This is a genomic window from Pseudomonas sp. GL_135 (assembly GCF_057834665.1).
Map to the genome: position 1 here is coordinate 4,228,546 of NZ_CM174408.1, position 14,895 is coordinate 4,243,440.

Genomic DNA, 14,895 nt, shown 5'->3' on the forward strand with positions numbered 1-14,895 from the left:
AGGTAAGCAAAAGCTATCCTTAGCTGCTGTTCGGTTGTTAAGTTTGGATACTGCATACTGGTCATATGATTCCTTCCTGGCGCCCACGGCGGCGCCATCCCGAATGGGCGGTACCTATTGGCGGTTTATTTAGGCTGTACACGGCAGCTGTACACAGGGGTGTACAGCCGATTGCGGCAAATTCCTCTAGTACTACGTACTTAAAACCTCACCCTTGCTTTGCCGATTGCTGGCGGAGAAGGAATTGACTAACAGTGCTGCGGCCCTGCCCAGTAGATTTGGCGATAGCACCATAGGAAGCGCCATCAGCACGCATACGGGACGCTACCTCATGCCAATGACCACCCGCCTCGGTTATTTCATGTCGAGCCTCAGATGCGGTTGCACGGGCTTCCAGTGCGGCCAAGCGAGCCTTGAGGTCAGCTACTTCTAGCACCAGCACATCCTGTTGCTCTAGACGCTTGGCTACGTCTGCACGCCGGTATAGCTCTGCAACGCTACCCGCCATAGATGCTCCGGTGATTGCGGCAATATCACGTGCACCACGTAGTCCCTGCTTCTCTAAGCGCTTACTCGTGGGGTGGCTCTGTAGTTCGCTCAGGGCACGCCGGGTGTGCTTCCTAGGCACGCGTTTGGCAAACGTGACAACGACCTCTTGATCAGTGTGCAAGCCTCGCAGTATCTCACGACCACTCGGGCGTACCGTTTCGAACGCGCTATCGTGGGCTGCCGTCAACATGTCGCGCACAGCATGGTAGGTCGGATACAACGCCTTGTGCCCAATGGCGGCCAGCTCTTTCTGTGCCTGCCTACGTGACGCCTGCTCACGCTTGAAGTGTTCACGGTAAACGGACTGCGCATCACCGCCGCCGTGGACTGTCCAACCCGCCAACTCGCCATGCGTGAGTTTGTACTGCTCAGCCTTCGCTACGTAGTGACTGAGTTGCGCCAGGGAGATGCCCGCATCTTTCAATGCTCGTATTACAAAAGGTACGTCGGTTTGTTCGTGCCACTTACAGGTAGGGAATACAGGCATCGCGGCGTGCGCTTGCCGCTGTAAGTCTTTTAATCTTGTCATTATCTGTCCATCAATTACCATCTCCGTATAACGCGGCGATGTCTTCGGGAGTTTTTTTCGCAATTGGCTTACGCTCAGCAAATGCTCTACGCTGGGCAGCCAACTCATTGGTTTGGTCGTCCTCAGTCAAAGAACCCTTAGCCTCGACAAGTTTCAGCAATGACACCGACGCGCTAATAAGGGCAGCCTCACAGGGATAATCATCTCGCATGGCATCCTCAAACCTTTTATTAGTTGCCCGAAGCGTTAAGTCTAGAAGCTCTAATGCGCTTGCCTTTACTGTCTCGGTTGTTACCTTCCGTTTACGCGCCATGAGTTAATACCGACTTAGTTTTCTCGTGTTCGGAGAGCATCAGTAGGGCGGTGTTCTCCATCTTGGTGTAGTAGCGCAAATCGGTATCGCTGAGATTGACGCCAACCCGATGAGCATACGTAGCCAGGGTGTACGTGTTGATTGATGGTGCCCCATCCAATGGCTTGGGGATAAGACCGGCAGTACGAACCAACGAGGCCAGCCCGGCCATAAGTGTGCTGCGGGACAGTTTTGGTTCTTGGCGGCGGATGGCACCGGCTGTTGCTGGTTCCTGACGTGCGTTTAAAGCACGCAATGACCGGATAATCATGGCTTGACCGATGGGTTTACGCCCGCCAGCGAGGTAGCTTGCCTTCATCTTGGTGTACTCCTTGTTGTAGGAATGGTGCCGAAACGGCAAAAGGGAATCACCAGACAGGCCGGGAACTCCAGGCGTGTGGCGACGGATTAATTCAGGTTGTCCACAGGGTGAAGACGGTAGGCGTAGCAGTACAGGAACTGCTGGTTTACGAGGTGGTGCGAGGATGGATGCTGACGCGTTCACGACACGAGCGCTAAGAGGTTGCGAGTGCAGGCGGTCACGTGATCGGGCTTAGGTTAGGTGGTGCGACAGCAGCCGAAACGTACAACGGCTGCTGCTTCACCGGCCCATGACAACCGGCGCACCAACTAGGGAAGATGTAGGGTTTCCCTTACCCGGTATGTCACTTCTAGCCAACACGCCCGAACAGCAGGGTGTCATCCATCATGCGGAGCGCTACGTTCATGGTGTGGTCAATGGCCTCTTGAGACCAACCGCCCCAGTTCATGGCGCTTGCATTCTTACCACTGTATGTGACATCAAACTGTACAGCCGATCCAGCGCGTGTCAGACGGCGGCACATGCCCGCTTGACCGAAGCTACCGAGATGCTGAAGTGCTCGGCAGTCGCCTTGATGCTGGCACCTTGCGTAACGCGCCATGCGCTAACCTGAGCATCGTCGATGACCTTCTCGCGGCCCAGCGCCTTGCCCTCAGCCTTTGCACGCTCGATGCCCGCCATTTGCCGCGCCTTGATGTTTGAACGCTCCAGCTCCGCTACAGCGGCCAGCATGGTAAGCATCGCCTTGCCCATCGGTGTGCCCAGGTCGAAGCCTTCGCGCTTGGAGATGATGCTGACCCCTTTCGCCTGCAACACCTCTACGGTGTTCAGCACGTCCAGCGTATCGCGGCCCAGGCGGTCTACCGCACTTACCACAAGCGTATCCCCACGACGGACATAGGCAACAAGGGCAGCGAAGCCGGGGCGGTCCAAGGCCTTCACAGCGCCTGATACACCACTGTCCTCGTACCACTCCTCAACGTTGTAGGTTTCCGACAGACCATGCTTTTGAGCATCGACGCTTTGGTCGTGAGTGGAGACGCGCACATATCCGATGGTAGCCATGATGAGAATCCTGAGTGGGTGGCCTGAGTAGCTCAGAACCTATGGCTCACATCATGCTGGGTAGCTCAGTACGTGTCAACACATTTGAGCCACTTAATCACTACCGTTAGCGCATAGCTCACAGCGTGCACCTTTTGAGCTAAACGAATCGAGCCCTACATGCTATGTTTGCCTGCCAACAGCCATGGATGCATCATCGTGCCCTTTCATGCCCACTACGTGCCGAAGCACGCCGATCAAGATGAGCTAAGTGCCGCACTCGCCTTTGGGATCGCCGAAGCCAAAGCAGCAGGTACAACCCTTACCATCGTCGTCAATTTCAAAAACAGTGCCACATATCTGGAAGACGTAATAACGCAGCCCGTGCTGAACAAGTTACAGGCTAACGCGCGCGTCACCATGGATGGCGTCAGCGTCTCCTTAGACTCGACCAACACACTTGATCGCTACAAGGCATATGGAACTGTCCTTGCTCTACACACCTCTCGCCAAGTGTTAGATCTGCTTGACGGGATCAAGGAAATTGGCAACATCATCGTTATTGGTGACGCCCAAGACATTGACGCAAGCTGGCTAGAAGCGCGCGGCTCGCGTCCCCTGACAATGTAATAACCACCCTGCGGATGGCAGGGTACGGGGGAGTGAGGACGTGATTTTCATCGGAGACCCTAGCGCACGGGATCAGCATTTTTAGCCTGCGTATAGAACTCGCATTCCAACCTCACGCCAGCAGCTCGCGCACCTTCGACAGTAGCAACCGAGGGCGGTCGAGCGGTGCGGTTCCGCCATAAATGCTAGTCGCCTTTGATCCCTTGCCAGCGTGTCCCAGCACTGCCCCAACTTCCTCGCCGGTCGCCCCGGCGGCTCGGAGTAAATCCGCGCATGTATGACGGAGACTGTAGAGGCTCAGTCGCTCAGGTTGCCCACGCAGGCCGATGCGCACAGCAGCACTCAAACGCATCACACGCTGACGCGCCCGCCTTTCGCGCTGTGTCTTCGTCGCCGTCTCTGGCAAATCCACAGCGGATAAAACGAGTTTGAAAGCTGCGACATCATCGTCGTGGACCGGTAAGTCTCGCCGACTGGCAGAGTTTTTAGCGCCCGATAGTCCGGCACGGAACACAAGCTCCCGCTTCCCAAGTATGTCCACACGCTCGGACAGAGCGCCCACCCCTTCCTGCAACAGCTCGATAGGTCGAAGCCCGTACCGTGCCAACAAGCGAGCGGCCGTTGCGTCCACCTCGTCGCCGCGACTGTCCAAGCTCATCTGCACAACCTTGAGCACATCCAAAGGCATAGGGTCTCTCGCATCTTTGGACAAGCCACCACCGGACCTCACGGCACGTGCAACAGCGCCAGTCTTCGGAAGGGAAATACCGCTCCATCCCGAAAGCTCTCGCAAGATAGTAATTAGTCCGGCAGCTTGGGTATGGACCGAACTGGCCTTACCGCCGCCAGATAGCTTGCCTTCGGCGTACTGCATGATGCGCTGCACCTGTTGCGCCTGCGTACTAGGCCACAGCAACACGTCGCCGCAAAGCTTTCGCATGATAGATGCGCGCCCGGAGCTAACCCGTTCGCAATACCCGTCTAGGGCTTCCCTGAATTCAGCACCAGTCCGAGAGTCGTCATCACCTGTACGACGCTGTCCGGCTACCGGTTCTACTTCACTAGGGACGCTCTGAACTTGCATTGGCGAACCCTCCCGAACTGCACGAAGGGCCTTCAGCGCAGCCATAGCTTCGAGCGGATGATAGTCGGCTGCATTAGGATGGATGCCGTCCACAATCGCCTGCCATGCCCGCTCCTGCCATTCCAACTCAGCCTGCCAAGTCTTAGCCAAGCGCTCGCCCTTGGGGTGCATCGTCTGTACAGCCTGCAATGTCACCCGCTCCACCATCGCCTGCAAGCCGCTAAGAACTGCGCCAGCGTCAACGCGTGTCCGTTCGCTAACTGGTGGCCCGCCGGTGCTTGTAGCTATCCCTGAAGCCGCCTGCGCGCATAGCTTGTCGAACTCCACGGAGACCTGCCGAGCAAGCCGCAGCGCTTCTGCCCGGTCAGCCGTTCCCAACGCCTTCCGGAACTCTCCCCGACCTACGATTGCTGCGACATCAGCAGGGAACCGGCGGCGGTAGTGATACCGGCCATCGCGTCGAGACAAATAGGACATTCTGAATTCTCCGGGGCACGTGGTACGCACGCATGTCTGGGGCGTCGGTCACATCCAAGCGCTGAATGCTCGGCCATGTGTCACAAGCTGAATCGGCTGTAAGCCTTATTCTACAAGGGTAGCGGCCAACTTTTCGGTTCCTGAGTGTACCGACGACTCAGGTACTGAATAAAGCGTCTGCGTTCACAGTGGCGCGGGGTGCGCGGTATAGTCGCTGCACTCTTTGCGCCCTACCTTGCGCGGTTCAGGCCACAGGCCTGTTCGCGCTGTTCGAGGATTTTCCCCATGAAATTCGAAGGCACCCACGCCTACGTCGCCACCGACGATCTGAAGCTTGCGGTCAATGCCGCCATCACCCTGGAGCGCCCGCTGCTGGTCAAGGGCGAGCCCGGCACCGGCAAGACCATGCTCGCCGAGCAACTGGCCGAGTCCTTCGGCGCGCGGCTGATCACCTGGCACATCAAATCGACCACCAAGGCCCATCAGGGCCTCTATGAGTACGACGCGGTCAGCCGCCTGCGCGACTCGCAGCTGGGCGTCGACAAAGTCCACGACGTGCGCAACTACCTGAAGAAGGGCAAGCTCTGGGAAGCCTTTGAATCCGAAGAGCGGGTGATCCTGTTGATCGACGAGATCGACAAGGCAGACATCGAGTTCCCCAACGACTTGCTGCAAGAACTCGACAAAATGGAGTTCTACGTTTACGAGATCGACGAAACGATCAAGGCCAAAAAGCGCCCGATCATCATCATTACGTCCAACAACGAAAAAGAGCTGCCGGACGCCTTCCTGCGCCGCTGCTTCTTTCACTACATCGCGTTTCCCGATCGCAGCACCCTGCAGAAGATCGTCGACGTGCATTACCCGGACATCAAAAAGGACCTGGTCAGCGAGGCGCTGGACGTGTTCTTCGACGTGCGCAAAGTCCCGGGCCTGAAGAAAAAACCCTCGACCTCCGAGCTGGTGGACTGGCTCAAACTGCTGATGGCCGACAACATCGGCGAAGCGGTACTGCGCGAGCGCGACCCCACCAAAGCCATCCCGCCGCTGGCCGGTGCGCTGGTCAAAAACGAGCAGGACGTGCACCTGCTTGAGCGCTTGGCGTTCATGAGCCGTCGCGGCAATCGCTGAGCCTTTTTGGTCAAGCTTATTTAGATCAAGCGCGGGACGCCGACTATGTTGCTTAACCTGTTCAACGAAATGCGTGCGGCCAAAGTGCCGGTTTCGTTGCGTGAACTGCTCGACCTCATCAACGCGCTGAAGCAGCGTGTGACATTCGCTGACATGGACGAGTTCTATTACCTGTCGCGCACGATTCTGGTGAAGGACGAGCGCCATTTCGACAAGTTTGACCGGGCGTTCGGCGCTTACTTCAATGGCCTGGAAAAGCTCGATGATCATCTGCAGGCGTTGATCCCCGAGGACTGGCTGCGCAAGGAGTTCGAGCGCTCGCTGACCGCTGAAGAGCGCGCGCAGATCCAGTCCCTGGGTGGCCTGGACAAGCTGATCGAAGAATTCAAGAAGCGTCTGGAAGAGCAAAAGGAGCGCCACGCCGGCGGCAACAAATGGATCGGCACCGGCGGCACCAGCCCGTTTGGCTCAGGCGGTTACAACCCAGAAGGGATTCGGGTGGGCGACGCCGGCCAGCGTCAGGGCAAGGCAGCGAAGGTTTGGGATCAACGCGAGTACAAGAACCTCGACGACGGGGTTGAACTGGGCACGCGCAACATCAAAGTCGCCCTGCGGCGCCTGCGCAAGTTCGCGCGCCAGGGTGCGGCGGACGAGCTGGACATCGACGGCACCATCGATCACACCGCCCGTGACGCCGGCCTGCTGAACATCCAGATGCGCCCGGAACGCCGCAACACGATCAAACTGTTGCTGTTGTTCGACATCGGCGGCTCGATGGACGCGCACGTGAAGATCTGCGAAGAACTCTTTTCAGCCTGCAAGACCGAGTTCAAGCACATGGAGTATTTCTACTTCCATAACTTCGTCTACGAATCGGTGTGGAAGAACAACCAGCGCCGCACCTCCGAGCGCACCGCCACCCAGGACCTGCTGCATAAATACGGCGCTGACTACAAAGTGATCTTCATCGGCGACGCCGCCATGGCGCCCTACGAAATCACCCAACCGGGCGGCAGCGTCGAGCACTGGAACGAAGAAGCGGGCTACGTCTGGATGCAGCGGTTCATGGCCAAGTTCAAGAAAATCATCTGGATCAACCCGTACCCCAAAGACGCCTGGGCCTACACCACCTCCACCAACATTGTGCGGGACTTGATCGAAGACCAGATGTACCCCCTGACATTGCGCGGGCTGGAGGAAGGGATGCGGTATTTGGCGAAGTGAGGTTTTAGTACCAAGGTCATAACGACTTCGCTAATTTTCCCCTGTGTACGAGCTTGCTTGCGAGTGGGGACCGCCTGAGCCATCAACTTCGCCTGACCCAGCGCATTCGCCAGCAAGCTGACTCCCACAGGTTCAGTGCATGACGCCGATATTCCGGCAAACGCAGCTCCAACGTGCGAGCGAGCTTGCTTGCGAGTGGGGACCGCCTGAGCCATCAACTTCGCCTGACCCAGCGCATTCGCCAGCAAGCTGACTCCCACAGGTTCAGTGCATGACGCCGATATTCCGGCAAACGCAGCTCCATCGTGGGAGCGAGCTTGCTTGCGAGTGGGGACCGCCTGAGCCATCAACTTCGCCTGACCCAACGCATTCGCCAGCAAGCTGACTCCCACAGGTTCAGTGCATGACGCCGATATTCCGGCAAACGCAGCTCCATCGTGGGAGCGAGCTTGCTTGCGAGTGGGGACCGCCTGAGCCATCAACTTCGCCTGACCCAGCGCATTCGCCAGCAAGCTGACTCCCACAGGTTCAGTGCATGACGCCGATATTCCGGCAAACGCAGCTCCATCGTGGGAGCGAGCTTGCTCGCGAAGAGGTCAGTACATTCACTGAATCTTTAGCGACTGAAATGCCGCTTTCGTGAGCAAGGTGGAGCGCCGCCCCGGTTACCCCACAAGGACGGTGCTCGCGGGACGATTGCGAGGCATCCAGACGACCGGCCACACATTAGAGAGGACGGTGGACAACATTCAGAAAATCCACCTGCTCCCGATGTGCAACGTCCTGCACGACCGCTTTCATCCGCACCACACTCCCCGGCAGCTTTTGCGCCAGCCGGGCCAGTGACATCGGCGTCAGGGCGCCGAGTCTTGGGTAGCCGCCGATGGTCTGGCGGTCGTTGAGCAGGATGATCGGCTGGCCATCCGGCGGGACCTGAATCGCGCCGAGCGGGATGCCTTCGGAGATCATCGGTTTGCCCTGGTAAACCAGCTCCGGCCCCAGCAGGCGCATGCCCATGCGGTCGGCGCGGCTGTCGAGGGTCCAGTCGCTGTTGAACGCATCGAATAAGCTCAAGCCGCTGAACTGGCCGATCTGTGCACCCAGCACCACGTCCAGCGGGCGCTGATCGGAAAAGTCGGGAATAAGATGATCGGGCAGCGCGTGCAGCTCAAATGACGCCCCTGAATAAGCCAGTTGATCACCTTCAGCCAGCGCCTTGCCGCTTCCTTCGAGCCCGCCCAGCCCTTCTCGTGCGACGGTGGCGCAACTGCCGAGCACCTCGAGCGCCGCGAATCCGCCGGGGACCGCGAGGTACGCGCGAGCACCGGTGATGGGCCGGGTAAAAGATAGCTGCTGGCCTTTGCGCACGAAGAAGCTGCGCCACGGCGCAATCGGTCGATTGTCGAGCACGGCGCCCAGATCCGCACCGGCCAGCGCCAGGCAGCAGTCGGATTCAGCCAGCAGCGTCAGACCGCCCAGGGTCACTTCGATAACAGCGGCGTCCAGAGCGTTATTCAACAGCTTGTTGGCCCACGACATCGACACCCAATCCAGCGCCCCGCCCTGGGTCACGCCGAGGTGTCTTACGCCAAACCGTCCAACGTCCTGCAACAGGCACAGCGGCGTGCTGCTTTTGACCGTCAACGCGCTCATGCCAGGCCCTCCAGCGGCGTGTCGTCGCCGCCCAGACGCATGAACTCGGCGTGATCAACGGCGGCAAAGCGTACGGTATCGCCGGGCTGCATCAGGCTGTAGCCGTCGATTTCGCGATCAAAGAGTTTGGCCGGGGTGCGCCCGAGGATGTTCCAGCCGCCGGGCGACTCCAGCGGGTAGGCCGCGGTTTGCCGTTCGGCGATGCCGACACTTCCCGCCGCGACACGCTTGCGGGGTGTCTTGATTCGCGGCGCGGCGAGGACTTCTTCCACCAGCCCCATGAACGCAAACCCCGGTGCGAAGCCAAGGGCGAAAACCTGATACTCGCGCTGGCTATGGCGGCGAATCACCTCGTCGACTGACAACCCGCTGCGCCTGGACAACAGGCTTAACTCGGGCCCGACGCTTAAGTCGTACCAGACCGGCAACACATGCTGCCGACAGCTTTGGGTGGCGTCGGGTGAAAGGTCAGTCAGCGCATCAGTAATGATTGCCCGCGCCTGTGTCGGACTCAGCGCCAACAGATCGTAATGCACCATCAGCGTGGTGTAGGACGGCACCAAATCAATCAACTGCGCATCAAAGCCCTCGCGCAGACGCATCGTCGCGGCGAGCATCCACGGCATGTTGGCTTCGTCGATGGCGTCGAACAGACGGACCATCAGGCAGTCGATGGCGACGACTTCGATGCGCAGGTTCACAGGGCAGACGGTCCGGCGTCAGCGGCGTTCAAGGCCTGACGAATGCGCTGGACCGCGTCGATGGAGCTGGCGTTGTCGCCATGCACGCACAAGGTGTGGGCCTGGAGCCGCAGCTCGCTGGCATCGCTGGCAATCAGTGCTTCGCCTCGGGACAAGGTCATGGCCTGGGCGATGATGACTTCTGCATCGTGATGCACCGCGCCGGGCAGGTTGCGCGAGACCAGCCGCCCCACGCTGTCGTAGGCGCGATCGGCGAAGGCTTCGAACCACAGCGTGACGCCGAATTCATCGGCGATGGCCTGCGCTGCCGAGTTGTCGCGCATGGCCAGCAGCATCAGCGGCAGTTCAGGGTTGTAACGGGCGATGGCTTCGATAACCGCGCGCAGTTGGGTCGGGTTGGCCATCATGTCGTTGTACATCGCGCCGTGGGGCTTGACGTAGCTGACGTAGCTGCCTTGGGCTCGGCAAACGCCGTCGAGCGCGCCGATCTGGTAATGCAGCAAGTCTTGAATCTCTTGCGGGGAACAGGCCATCGAGCGACGCCCGAAACCCACCAGATCCTGATAAGCAGGGTGCGCGCCAATGGTGACGTTGTTGGCCAGGGCCAGCGCGACGGTCTTGCGCATGACGCTCGGGTCCCCGGCGTGAAAGCCGCAGGCGATGTTGGCGCAATCGATGTAGGGCATGACCTCGGCGTCCAGACCCATGGTCCAGGCGCCGTAGCTTTCGCCGATATCACAATTCAATAACAGGCGGCTCAAAGGCGTGACTCCTGTGCGAACGAAACGGGAAGAAGCTCGAGTGTACGCGCGGGGTCATCGGGTTGGCAGCGCGGGACACAGGGCTGTGCGGATGGGAGCATTCTTCGGCGCGAATGGCCAAAGCGTCCAACGAATAAAAGCGCGGGGGGAGGATAAGAAAAAGTGAACGGTGCGAGGGATCTTTGCTGACCGGGACGGCCCCTTCCCGGCTGAAGCCGGTCCCACTGGGTGCGCGGCGTGTCAGGAAGTCCCAATGGGCACGCGCGGTCTTTAGTGGGACCGGCTTTAGCCGGGAAGGCGTCGGCAGCATCACCATCAACGCAAGCCAAGCCGGACAATCCGCCTCAGCGCCAGTCGCGCCCCACCGGCCGCACGTGGTGCCGACCGACGAATATCCAGTCGATGAACACCACAATGCTTTCGATGACCAGCGAAAACAGCAGCGCGCACAGCAGGCCCCAGCCGATGACTTCCGGCGACAACAGCACCTGCCAGGTATAGCCATTCCAGGTCTCGGTGCGGATCGCGGTGTCAGCGTCAGTCAGCACATGCCAGGCGCGGGCGTACCACGGGCCTTGCAACGCGAGCCATTCGCGGTCGAGGGTCTGGTTGCGGGTGAGCAGATTATTGATGTTGTCGGCGTCGGTGCGGAACACCGGGTCATCGCTGGTGCGGTAATGCTGGATCAGCGCTTGCACGTCGCCATTGAAGAACCGCAGGGCAGTCTCGTTATAGCCGCGCAGGCTTTGCTGGGCTTCCAGCATGTGCGCTTCGACGCGCTTGGTGTAGTCGCTGATAAACCCCGGAATCTGCACGCCTATCAACAGGCCTGCCGTGAACAACACCAGTCGTATATAGCTGCGCAGCATAGATCCCTCTCTTTCAGGCCGAACCTTCGACGACGCATTCGCCGCGGCGCCAAAGACTCCAGTGACCTGGCTCGTAGCGGTTCCAGGTCTCGTTTTCGGTCAGTGGCTCGGTGGCGATCACCGTCACCACATCGTTGGGCGTGGTCTCCGCCTGGAAATCGACGATGACGTCGACGTCTTTGAGGCGCGCCGGCCCGAACGGGGCGCGGCGGGTGATGTGCACCAGCTTGGTCGAACAGTAGCAAAACAGCCAGTCGCCATCACTGAGCAGTGCATTGAACACGCCTTTGCTGCGGTATTCGCTGCAGGCCTCGACCAGTGTCGGCAGCAACTGCTCGATCTCGACCGGCTCGGGAAATGCTTCGCGCACCCGGTTGAGCAGGTCGCAGAACGCCGCTTCGCTGTCGGTATCGCCCACCGGCCGATAGAAAGTCGCGCCGGGGTGGAAATCTGCGAGCTGACCGTTGTGGGCGAAACACCAGTTGCGCCCCCACAGTTCGCGGACGAAGGGATGGGTGTTGGACAGGCAGACCTTGCCGACGTTGGCTTGACGAATGTGGCCGATGACCACCTCGCTCTTGATCGGGTAACGCTGCACCAGTTGCGCGACTTCCGACTCGCTGCTCGCGGCAGGGTCCTGAAACAGGCGCAGGCCCCGGCCTTCGTAGAAACCGATGCCCCAACCGTCGCGGTGCGGACCGGTGCGACCACCGCGCTGCATCAGCCCGGTGAAGCTGAACACGATGTCTGTCGGTACGTTGGCACTCATGCCCAGGAGTTCACACATGCTCAGGTCTCGGTGCGGTGAAGCACGCATCTGGGAGAATGCCGGTCACCATCACAGTTTGGGTTCGACGCGATAGCGGCCGCTGGGTGCAGGCGCTGGCGTTGAAGCAGGAGACTGGCTGGCGAAGCGCCCTGCGGCTGGGTCTGCATAAGGCTCGTCGTGTGCCTTCTGCTCGGCGGCAGCTTGTGCAGCGGCGGCTTCGGCGTGGGCCAGACGGGCTTTTTTCTTGCGCAGGAACGGCAAGCGGATCAAAGCGAAGATGACGTAGAGCCCCAGGGCGATGGCGCCATAGGTGGCGAGGTCGAGCACGGCGCGCCAGACGTTGTTGCCGACCTTGAGCGCCAGGTCCAGCACGCTGATCGCCAGCGCAGGGGCGTATTGGTCTTTGGCGGGATCAACGATCGTCGGGCAGAACAACAGCACGGCGCCGATCACGCGCAAGGGTTCGCGCAGGTAGCGCCACATCCAGCCGGTCAGCTTGAACCACACCAACAGACAGCCCAACGCGGCGAACGCGTAAAGGCCCCAGGCAATCAGATAGTCGTTGTCGGTCATGACGTCCGTGGTAAGGCAGGTAAAGAGGCGCTTATGATAACGGCTTTTCACCAGCCCGGCTTCCCCGGCTTCAGTTATCGGTCTGCGGTATGTCCGGCACCGGGCAGCACGACCGATCCCTTTTAAATGAGCCCACGTGAGAGAGCCCAGCATGCCTTCCACCCCACACACTTCCAGCGCCCCCGTCGCCCGCAAGGCTGACGGCGCCGACCCGTACGTCTGGCTGCAAAACCGCGACACCGATGAAGTGCTCGATTACCTCAAGGCCGAAAACGCCTGGCAGGAGCAGCAACTCGCCGACCTGCAGCCGTTGCGCGAAGCCCTGTTTCAGGAGATCAAGGGACGCATTCTCGAAACTGACCTGTCACTGCCCTCCCCCTGGGGCCCGTATCTTTATTACACCCGCACCACCGAAGGCGACGAATACGCCCGTCACTATCGCTGCCCGCGCCCGGCCGATGACTCCCAAACCATCGACGAAAGCGCTGAAGAGTTGCTGCTCGACCCGAACGAACTGGCCGGCGGTGGCTTCTTCTCCCTCGGTGCGTTCAGCATCAGCCCCGACCATCGGCGTCTGGCCTACAGCCTCGACACCAGCGGCGAGGAGGTTTATCAGCTCTACGTCAAAGAGCTGAGCAGCGGCGCGGTCAGCAGCCTGCCGTTCGAAGACTGCGACGGCAGCATGACCTGGGCCAACGATAGCCAGACGCTGTTCTTCGGCGAGCTGGACGATACCCATCGTCCGCACAAGCTGTACCGCCATAAACTGGACGAAGCCTCCGCCGAGCTGGTGTTCAGCGAGCCCGACGGGCGCTTCTTCCTCCATTGCTACCGCAGCAGCTCGGAGCGGCAATTGATCGTAGGGCTGGACAGCAAAACCACCAGTGAGGCCTGGGTGCTGGACGCCAGCACACCAGAACAGGCGTTCGTGTGCATGGCGCCGCGCAGCGAGGGCCATGAGTATTCGGTGGACCACGGGCTGATCGACGGCAAGTGGAGCTGGGTGATTCGCAGCAATCAGGACGGCATCAACTTTGCGCTGTACCACGCGCCTGAAAAACCCGATGGCGTCCCGGAACGGAGCGACTGGCAGAACCTGATTGCCCACAGCGAGACGGTGATGCTCGACGGCTTCAGCCTCAACGCCAAAGGCCTGACCTTGAGCCTGCGCGAAGGCGGCCTGCCGATCGTCGAAGTGCATCCCCAGGCTCTGCCGGCGTATCGCGTGCAACTGCCGGATGCGGCCTACAACCTGTATGTGCAGGACACCCTTGAATTCGAGAGCGACAAGATTCGCCTGCGCTATCAATCGCTGAACCGTCCGCCGCAGGTCTGGCAATTGTCGCTGGCCACCGGGGAACAGGTCGTACTCAAGGAAAAGCCGGTCCTGGGTGTGTTCGACGCCGATGCCTACGTCAGCCAGCGGTTGTGGGCGACGGCCGCCGACGGTACGCAAGTGCCCATCAGCCTGGTGGTCAAGCGCGAGTTGGCCGGTCAGACCGTTCCGCTGTATCTGTACGGCTATGGGGCGTACGGCGAAAGCCTGGACCCATGGTTTTCCCATGCACGGCTGAGCCTGCTTGATCGCGGCATCGCTTTCGCCATCGCTCACGTGCGCGGCGGCGGTGAGCTGGGCGAGGCCTGGTACCGCAACGGCAAGCAGGAGCACAAGCAGAACACCTTCAGCGACTTCATCGCCTGTGCCGAACACTTGATCGCGGAAAACATCACCACGGCCGAACAACTGGTGATCAGCGGCGGCAGCGCCGGCGGCCTGTTGATTGGCGCGGTGGTGAACCAGCGTCCGCAGCTGTTCAAGGCGGCCATCGCTGAGGTGCCGTTCGTCGATGTACTGAACACCATGCTCGACCCCGATCTGCCGTTGACCGTCACCGAGTACGACGAATGGGGCAACCCGCAGGAGCCGGACGTCCACGCGCGGATCAAGGCCTACGCGCCTTATGAAAACATCGCGGCTCAGGATTATCCGGCCATGCTGGTGATCGCGGGCTATAACGACAGCCGCGTGCAGTATTGGGAAGCGGCCAAGTGGGTGGCGAAACTGCGTGATCGCAAAACCGACGATAATCTGCTGTTGCTCAAGACCGAACTGGGCGCAGGCCACGGCGGCATGAGCGGGCGTTATCAGGGATTGCGTGACGTAGCCCTCGAATACGGGTTTATTCTGAAAGTGCTGAAAATGGCCTGACGACATCTGCGCGGGCGG

Annotated in this window: 14 protein-coding genes; 4 read left to right on the forward strand and 10 right to left on the reverse strand. The window is 60.0% G+C overall.

Translation table 11 applies throughout. The annotated features are described in order from the left end of the window. Positions 1-208: 208 nt before the first annotated feature. The 3 genes from AC3ISG_RS18705 to AC3ISG_RS18715 form a co-directional block, all read right to left on the reverse strand. On the reverse strand, positions 209-1,186 hold the full coding sequence (locus AC3ISG_RS18705; protein WP_489297678.1) for a hypothetical protein: 978 nt from the start codon (positions 1,184-1,186) through the stop codon (positions 209-211). A gap of 194 nt (positions 1,187-1,380) precedes the next feature. Then, positions 1,381-1,749, reverse strand: coding sequence for a hypothetical protein (locus AC3ISG_RS18710; protein WP_489297679.1), 369 nt, complete (start codon positions 1,747-1,749; stop codon positions 1,381-1,383). 510 nt (positions 1,750-2,259) lie between these two features. Continuing rightward, positions 2,260-2,817 carry a recombinase family protein gene (locus AC3ISG_RS18715; RefSeq protein ID WP_489297680.1) on the reverse strand — a complete coding sequence of 186 codons (558 nt, stop codon included), beginning with the start codon at positions 2,815-2,817 and terminating at the stop codon, positions 2,260-2,262. Between the two features lie 198 nt (positions 2,818-3,015). On the opposite strand from AC3ISG_RS18715, the gene AC3ISG_RS18720 reads away from it, so the two are divergent. Continuing rightward, entirely contained in the window at positions 3,016-3,426 is a 411-nt protein-coding gene (locus AC3ISG_RS18720; protein WP_489297681.1) for a hypothetical protein, read from the forward strand. Between the two features lie 112 nt (positions 3,427-3,538). Here AC3ISG_RS18720 and AC3ISG_RS18725 read toward each other — a convergent pair whose 3' ends face one another. Then, positions 3,539-4,987 (reverse strand): DUF6538 domain-containing protein, encoded by a 1,449-nt coding sequence (locus tag AC3ISG_RS18725; RefSeq protein ID WP_489297682.1) that lies wholly within the window; start codon positions 4,985-4,987, stop codon positions 3,539-3,541. A gap of 285 nt (positions 4,988-5,272) precedes the next feature. Here AC3ISG_RS18725 and AC3ISG_RS18730 point away from each other — a divergent pair, with 285 nt between their 5' ends. Next, positions 5,273-6,118 carry an AAA family ATPase gene (locus AC3ISG_RS18730; protein WP_122537462.1) on the forward strand — a complete coding sequence of 282 codons (846 nt, stop codon included), beginning with the start codon at positions 5,273-5,275 and terminating at the stop codon, positions 6,116-6,118. Positions 6,119-6,163: 45 nt separating this feature from the next. After that, the gene (locus tag AC3ISG_RS18735; RefSeq protein ID WP_122537461.1) at positions 6,164-7,342 is read left to right on the forward strand and encodes a vWA domain-containing protein; all 1,179 of its coding nucleotides are present in this window, start codon (positions 6,164-6,166) and stop codon (positions 7,340-7,342) included. Positions 7,343-8,068: 726 nt separating this feature from the next. Here the strand turns inward: AC3ISG_RS18735 and AC3ISG_RS18740 are convergent. The 6 genes from AC3ISG_RS18740 to AC3ISG_RS18765 form a co-directional block, all read right to left on the reverse strand. Beyond that, positions 8,069-8,995, reverse strand: a complete 927-nt coding sequence (locus tag AC3ISG_RS18740; protein ID WP_489297683.1) for a 5-oxoprolinase subunit C family protein — start codon at positions 8,993-8,995, stop codon at positions 8,069-8,071. Further along, complete coding sequence (locus AC3ISG_RS18745; protein ID WP_489297684.1) at positions 8,992-9,696, reverse strand: 5-oxoprolinase subunit B family protein; 705 nt, start codon at positions 9,694-9,696, stop codon at positions 8,992-8,994. Before AC3ISG_RS18745 ends, AC3ISG_RS18740 begins: the two co-directional genes overlap by 4 nt. Continuing rightward, entirely contained in the window at positions 9,693-10,457 is a 765-nt protein-coding gene (locus AC3ISG_RS18750) for a 5-oxoprolinase subunit PxpA (protein ID WP_489297685.1), read from the reverse strand. The genes AC3ISG_RS18745 and AC3ISG_RS18750 overlap by 4 nt, the downstream gene beginning before the upstream one ends. A 344-nt stretch (positions 10,458-10,801) precedes the next feature. Beyond that, positions 10,802-11,326 (reverse strand): DUF2937 family protein, encoded by a 525-nt coding sequence (locus AC3ISG_RS18755; protein ID WP_122623074.1) that lies wholly within the window; start codon positions 11,324-11,326, stop codon positions 10,802-10,804. Positions 11,327-11,339: 13 nt separating this feature from the next. Further along, positions 11,340-12,113, reverse strand: coding sequence for a class II glutamine amidotransferase (locus AC3ISG_RS18760; protein ID WP_205484527.1), 774 nt, complete (start codon positions 12,111-12,113; stop codon positions 11,340-11,342). A 51-nt stretch (positions 12,114-12,164) separates the two neighbouring features. Continuing rightward, positions 12,165-12,668: an MFS transporter gene (locus AC3ISG_RS18765; RefSeq protein WP_122537455.1), complete on the reverse strand. Its 504-nt coding sequence runs from the start codon at positions 12,666-12,668 to the stop codon at positions 12,165-12,167. 151 nt (positions 12,669-12,819) lie between these two features. On the opposite strand from AC3ISG_RS18765, the gene AC3ISG_RS18770 reads away from it, so the two are divergent. Continuing rightward, the gene (locus AC3ISG_RS18770) at positions 12,820-14,877 is read left to right on the forward strand and encodes a S9 family peptidase (RefSeq protein WP_489297686.1); all 2,058 of its coding nucleotides are present in this window, start codon (positions 12,820-12,822) and stop codon (positions 14,875-14,877) included. Positions 14,878-14,895: the final 18 nt, after the last annotated feature.

What these genes read in the sequence shown, in the direction of transcription:
- AC3ISG_RS18705 (WP_489297678.1), bottom strand. Translation starts at nt 1,186, where the DNA reads ATGAGTTGGCTGCCCAGCGTAGAGCATTTGCTGAGCGTAAGCCAATTG.
- AC3ISG_RS18710 (WP_489297679.1), bottom strand. Translation starts at nt 1,749, where the DNA reads ATGAAGGCAAGCTACCTCGCTGGCGGGCGTAAACCCATCGGTCAAGCC.
- AC3ISG_RS18715 (WP_489297680.1), bottom strand. Translation starts at nt 2,817, where the DNA reads ATGGCTACCATCGGATATGTGCGCGTCTCCACTCACGACCAAAGCGTC.
- AC3ISG_RS18725 (WP_489297682.1), bottom strand. Translation starts at nt 4,987, where the DNA reads ATGTCCTATTTGTCTCGACGCGATGGCCGGTATCACTACCGCCGCCGG.
- AC3ISG_RS18730 (WP_122537462.1), top strand. Translation starts at nt 5,273, where the DNA reads ATGAAATTCGAAGGCACCCACGCCTACGTCGCCACCGACGATCTGAAG.
- AC3ISG_RS18735 (WP_122537461.1), top strand. Translation starts at nt 6,164, where the DNA reads ATGTTGCTTAACCTGTTCAACGAAATGCGTGCGGCCAAAGTGCCGGTT.
- AC3ISG_RS18740 (WP_489297683.1), bottom strand. Translation starts at nt 8,995, where the DNA reads ATGAGCGCGTTGACGGTCAAAAGCAGCACGCCGCTGTGCCTGTTGCAG.
- AC3ISG_RS18755 (WP_122623074.1), bottom strand. Translation starts at nt 11,326, where the DNA reads ATGCTGCGCAGCTATATACGACTGGTGTTGTTCACGGCAGGCCTGTTG.
- AC3ISG_RS18760 (WP_205484527.1), bottom strand. Translation starts at nt 12,113, where the DNA reads ATGTGTGAACTCCTGGGCATGAGTGCCAACGTACCGACAGACATCGTG.
- AC3ISG_RS18765 (WP_122537455.1), bottom strand. Translation starts at nt 12,668, where the DNA reads ATGACCGACAACGACTATCTGATTGCCTGGGGCCTTTACGCGTTCGCC.
- AC3ISG_RS18770 (WP_489297686.1), top strand. Translation starts at nt 12,820, where the DNA reads ATGCCTTCCACCCCACACACTTCCAGCGCCCCCGTCGCCCGCAAGGCT.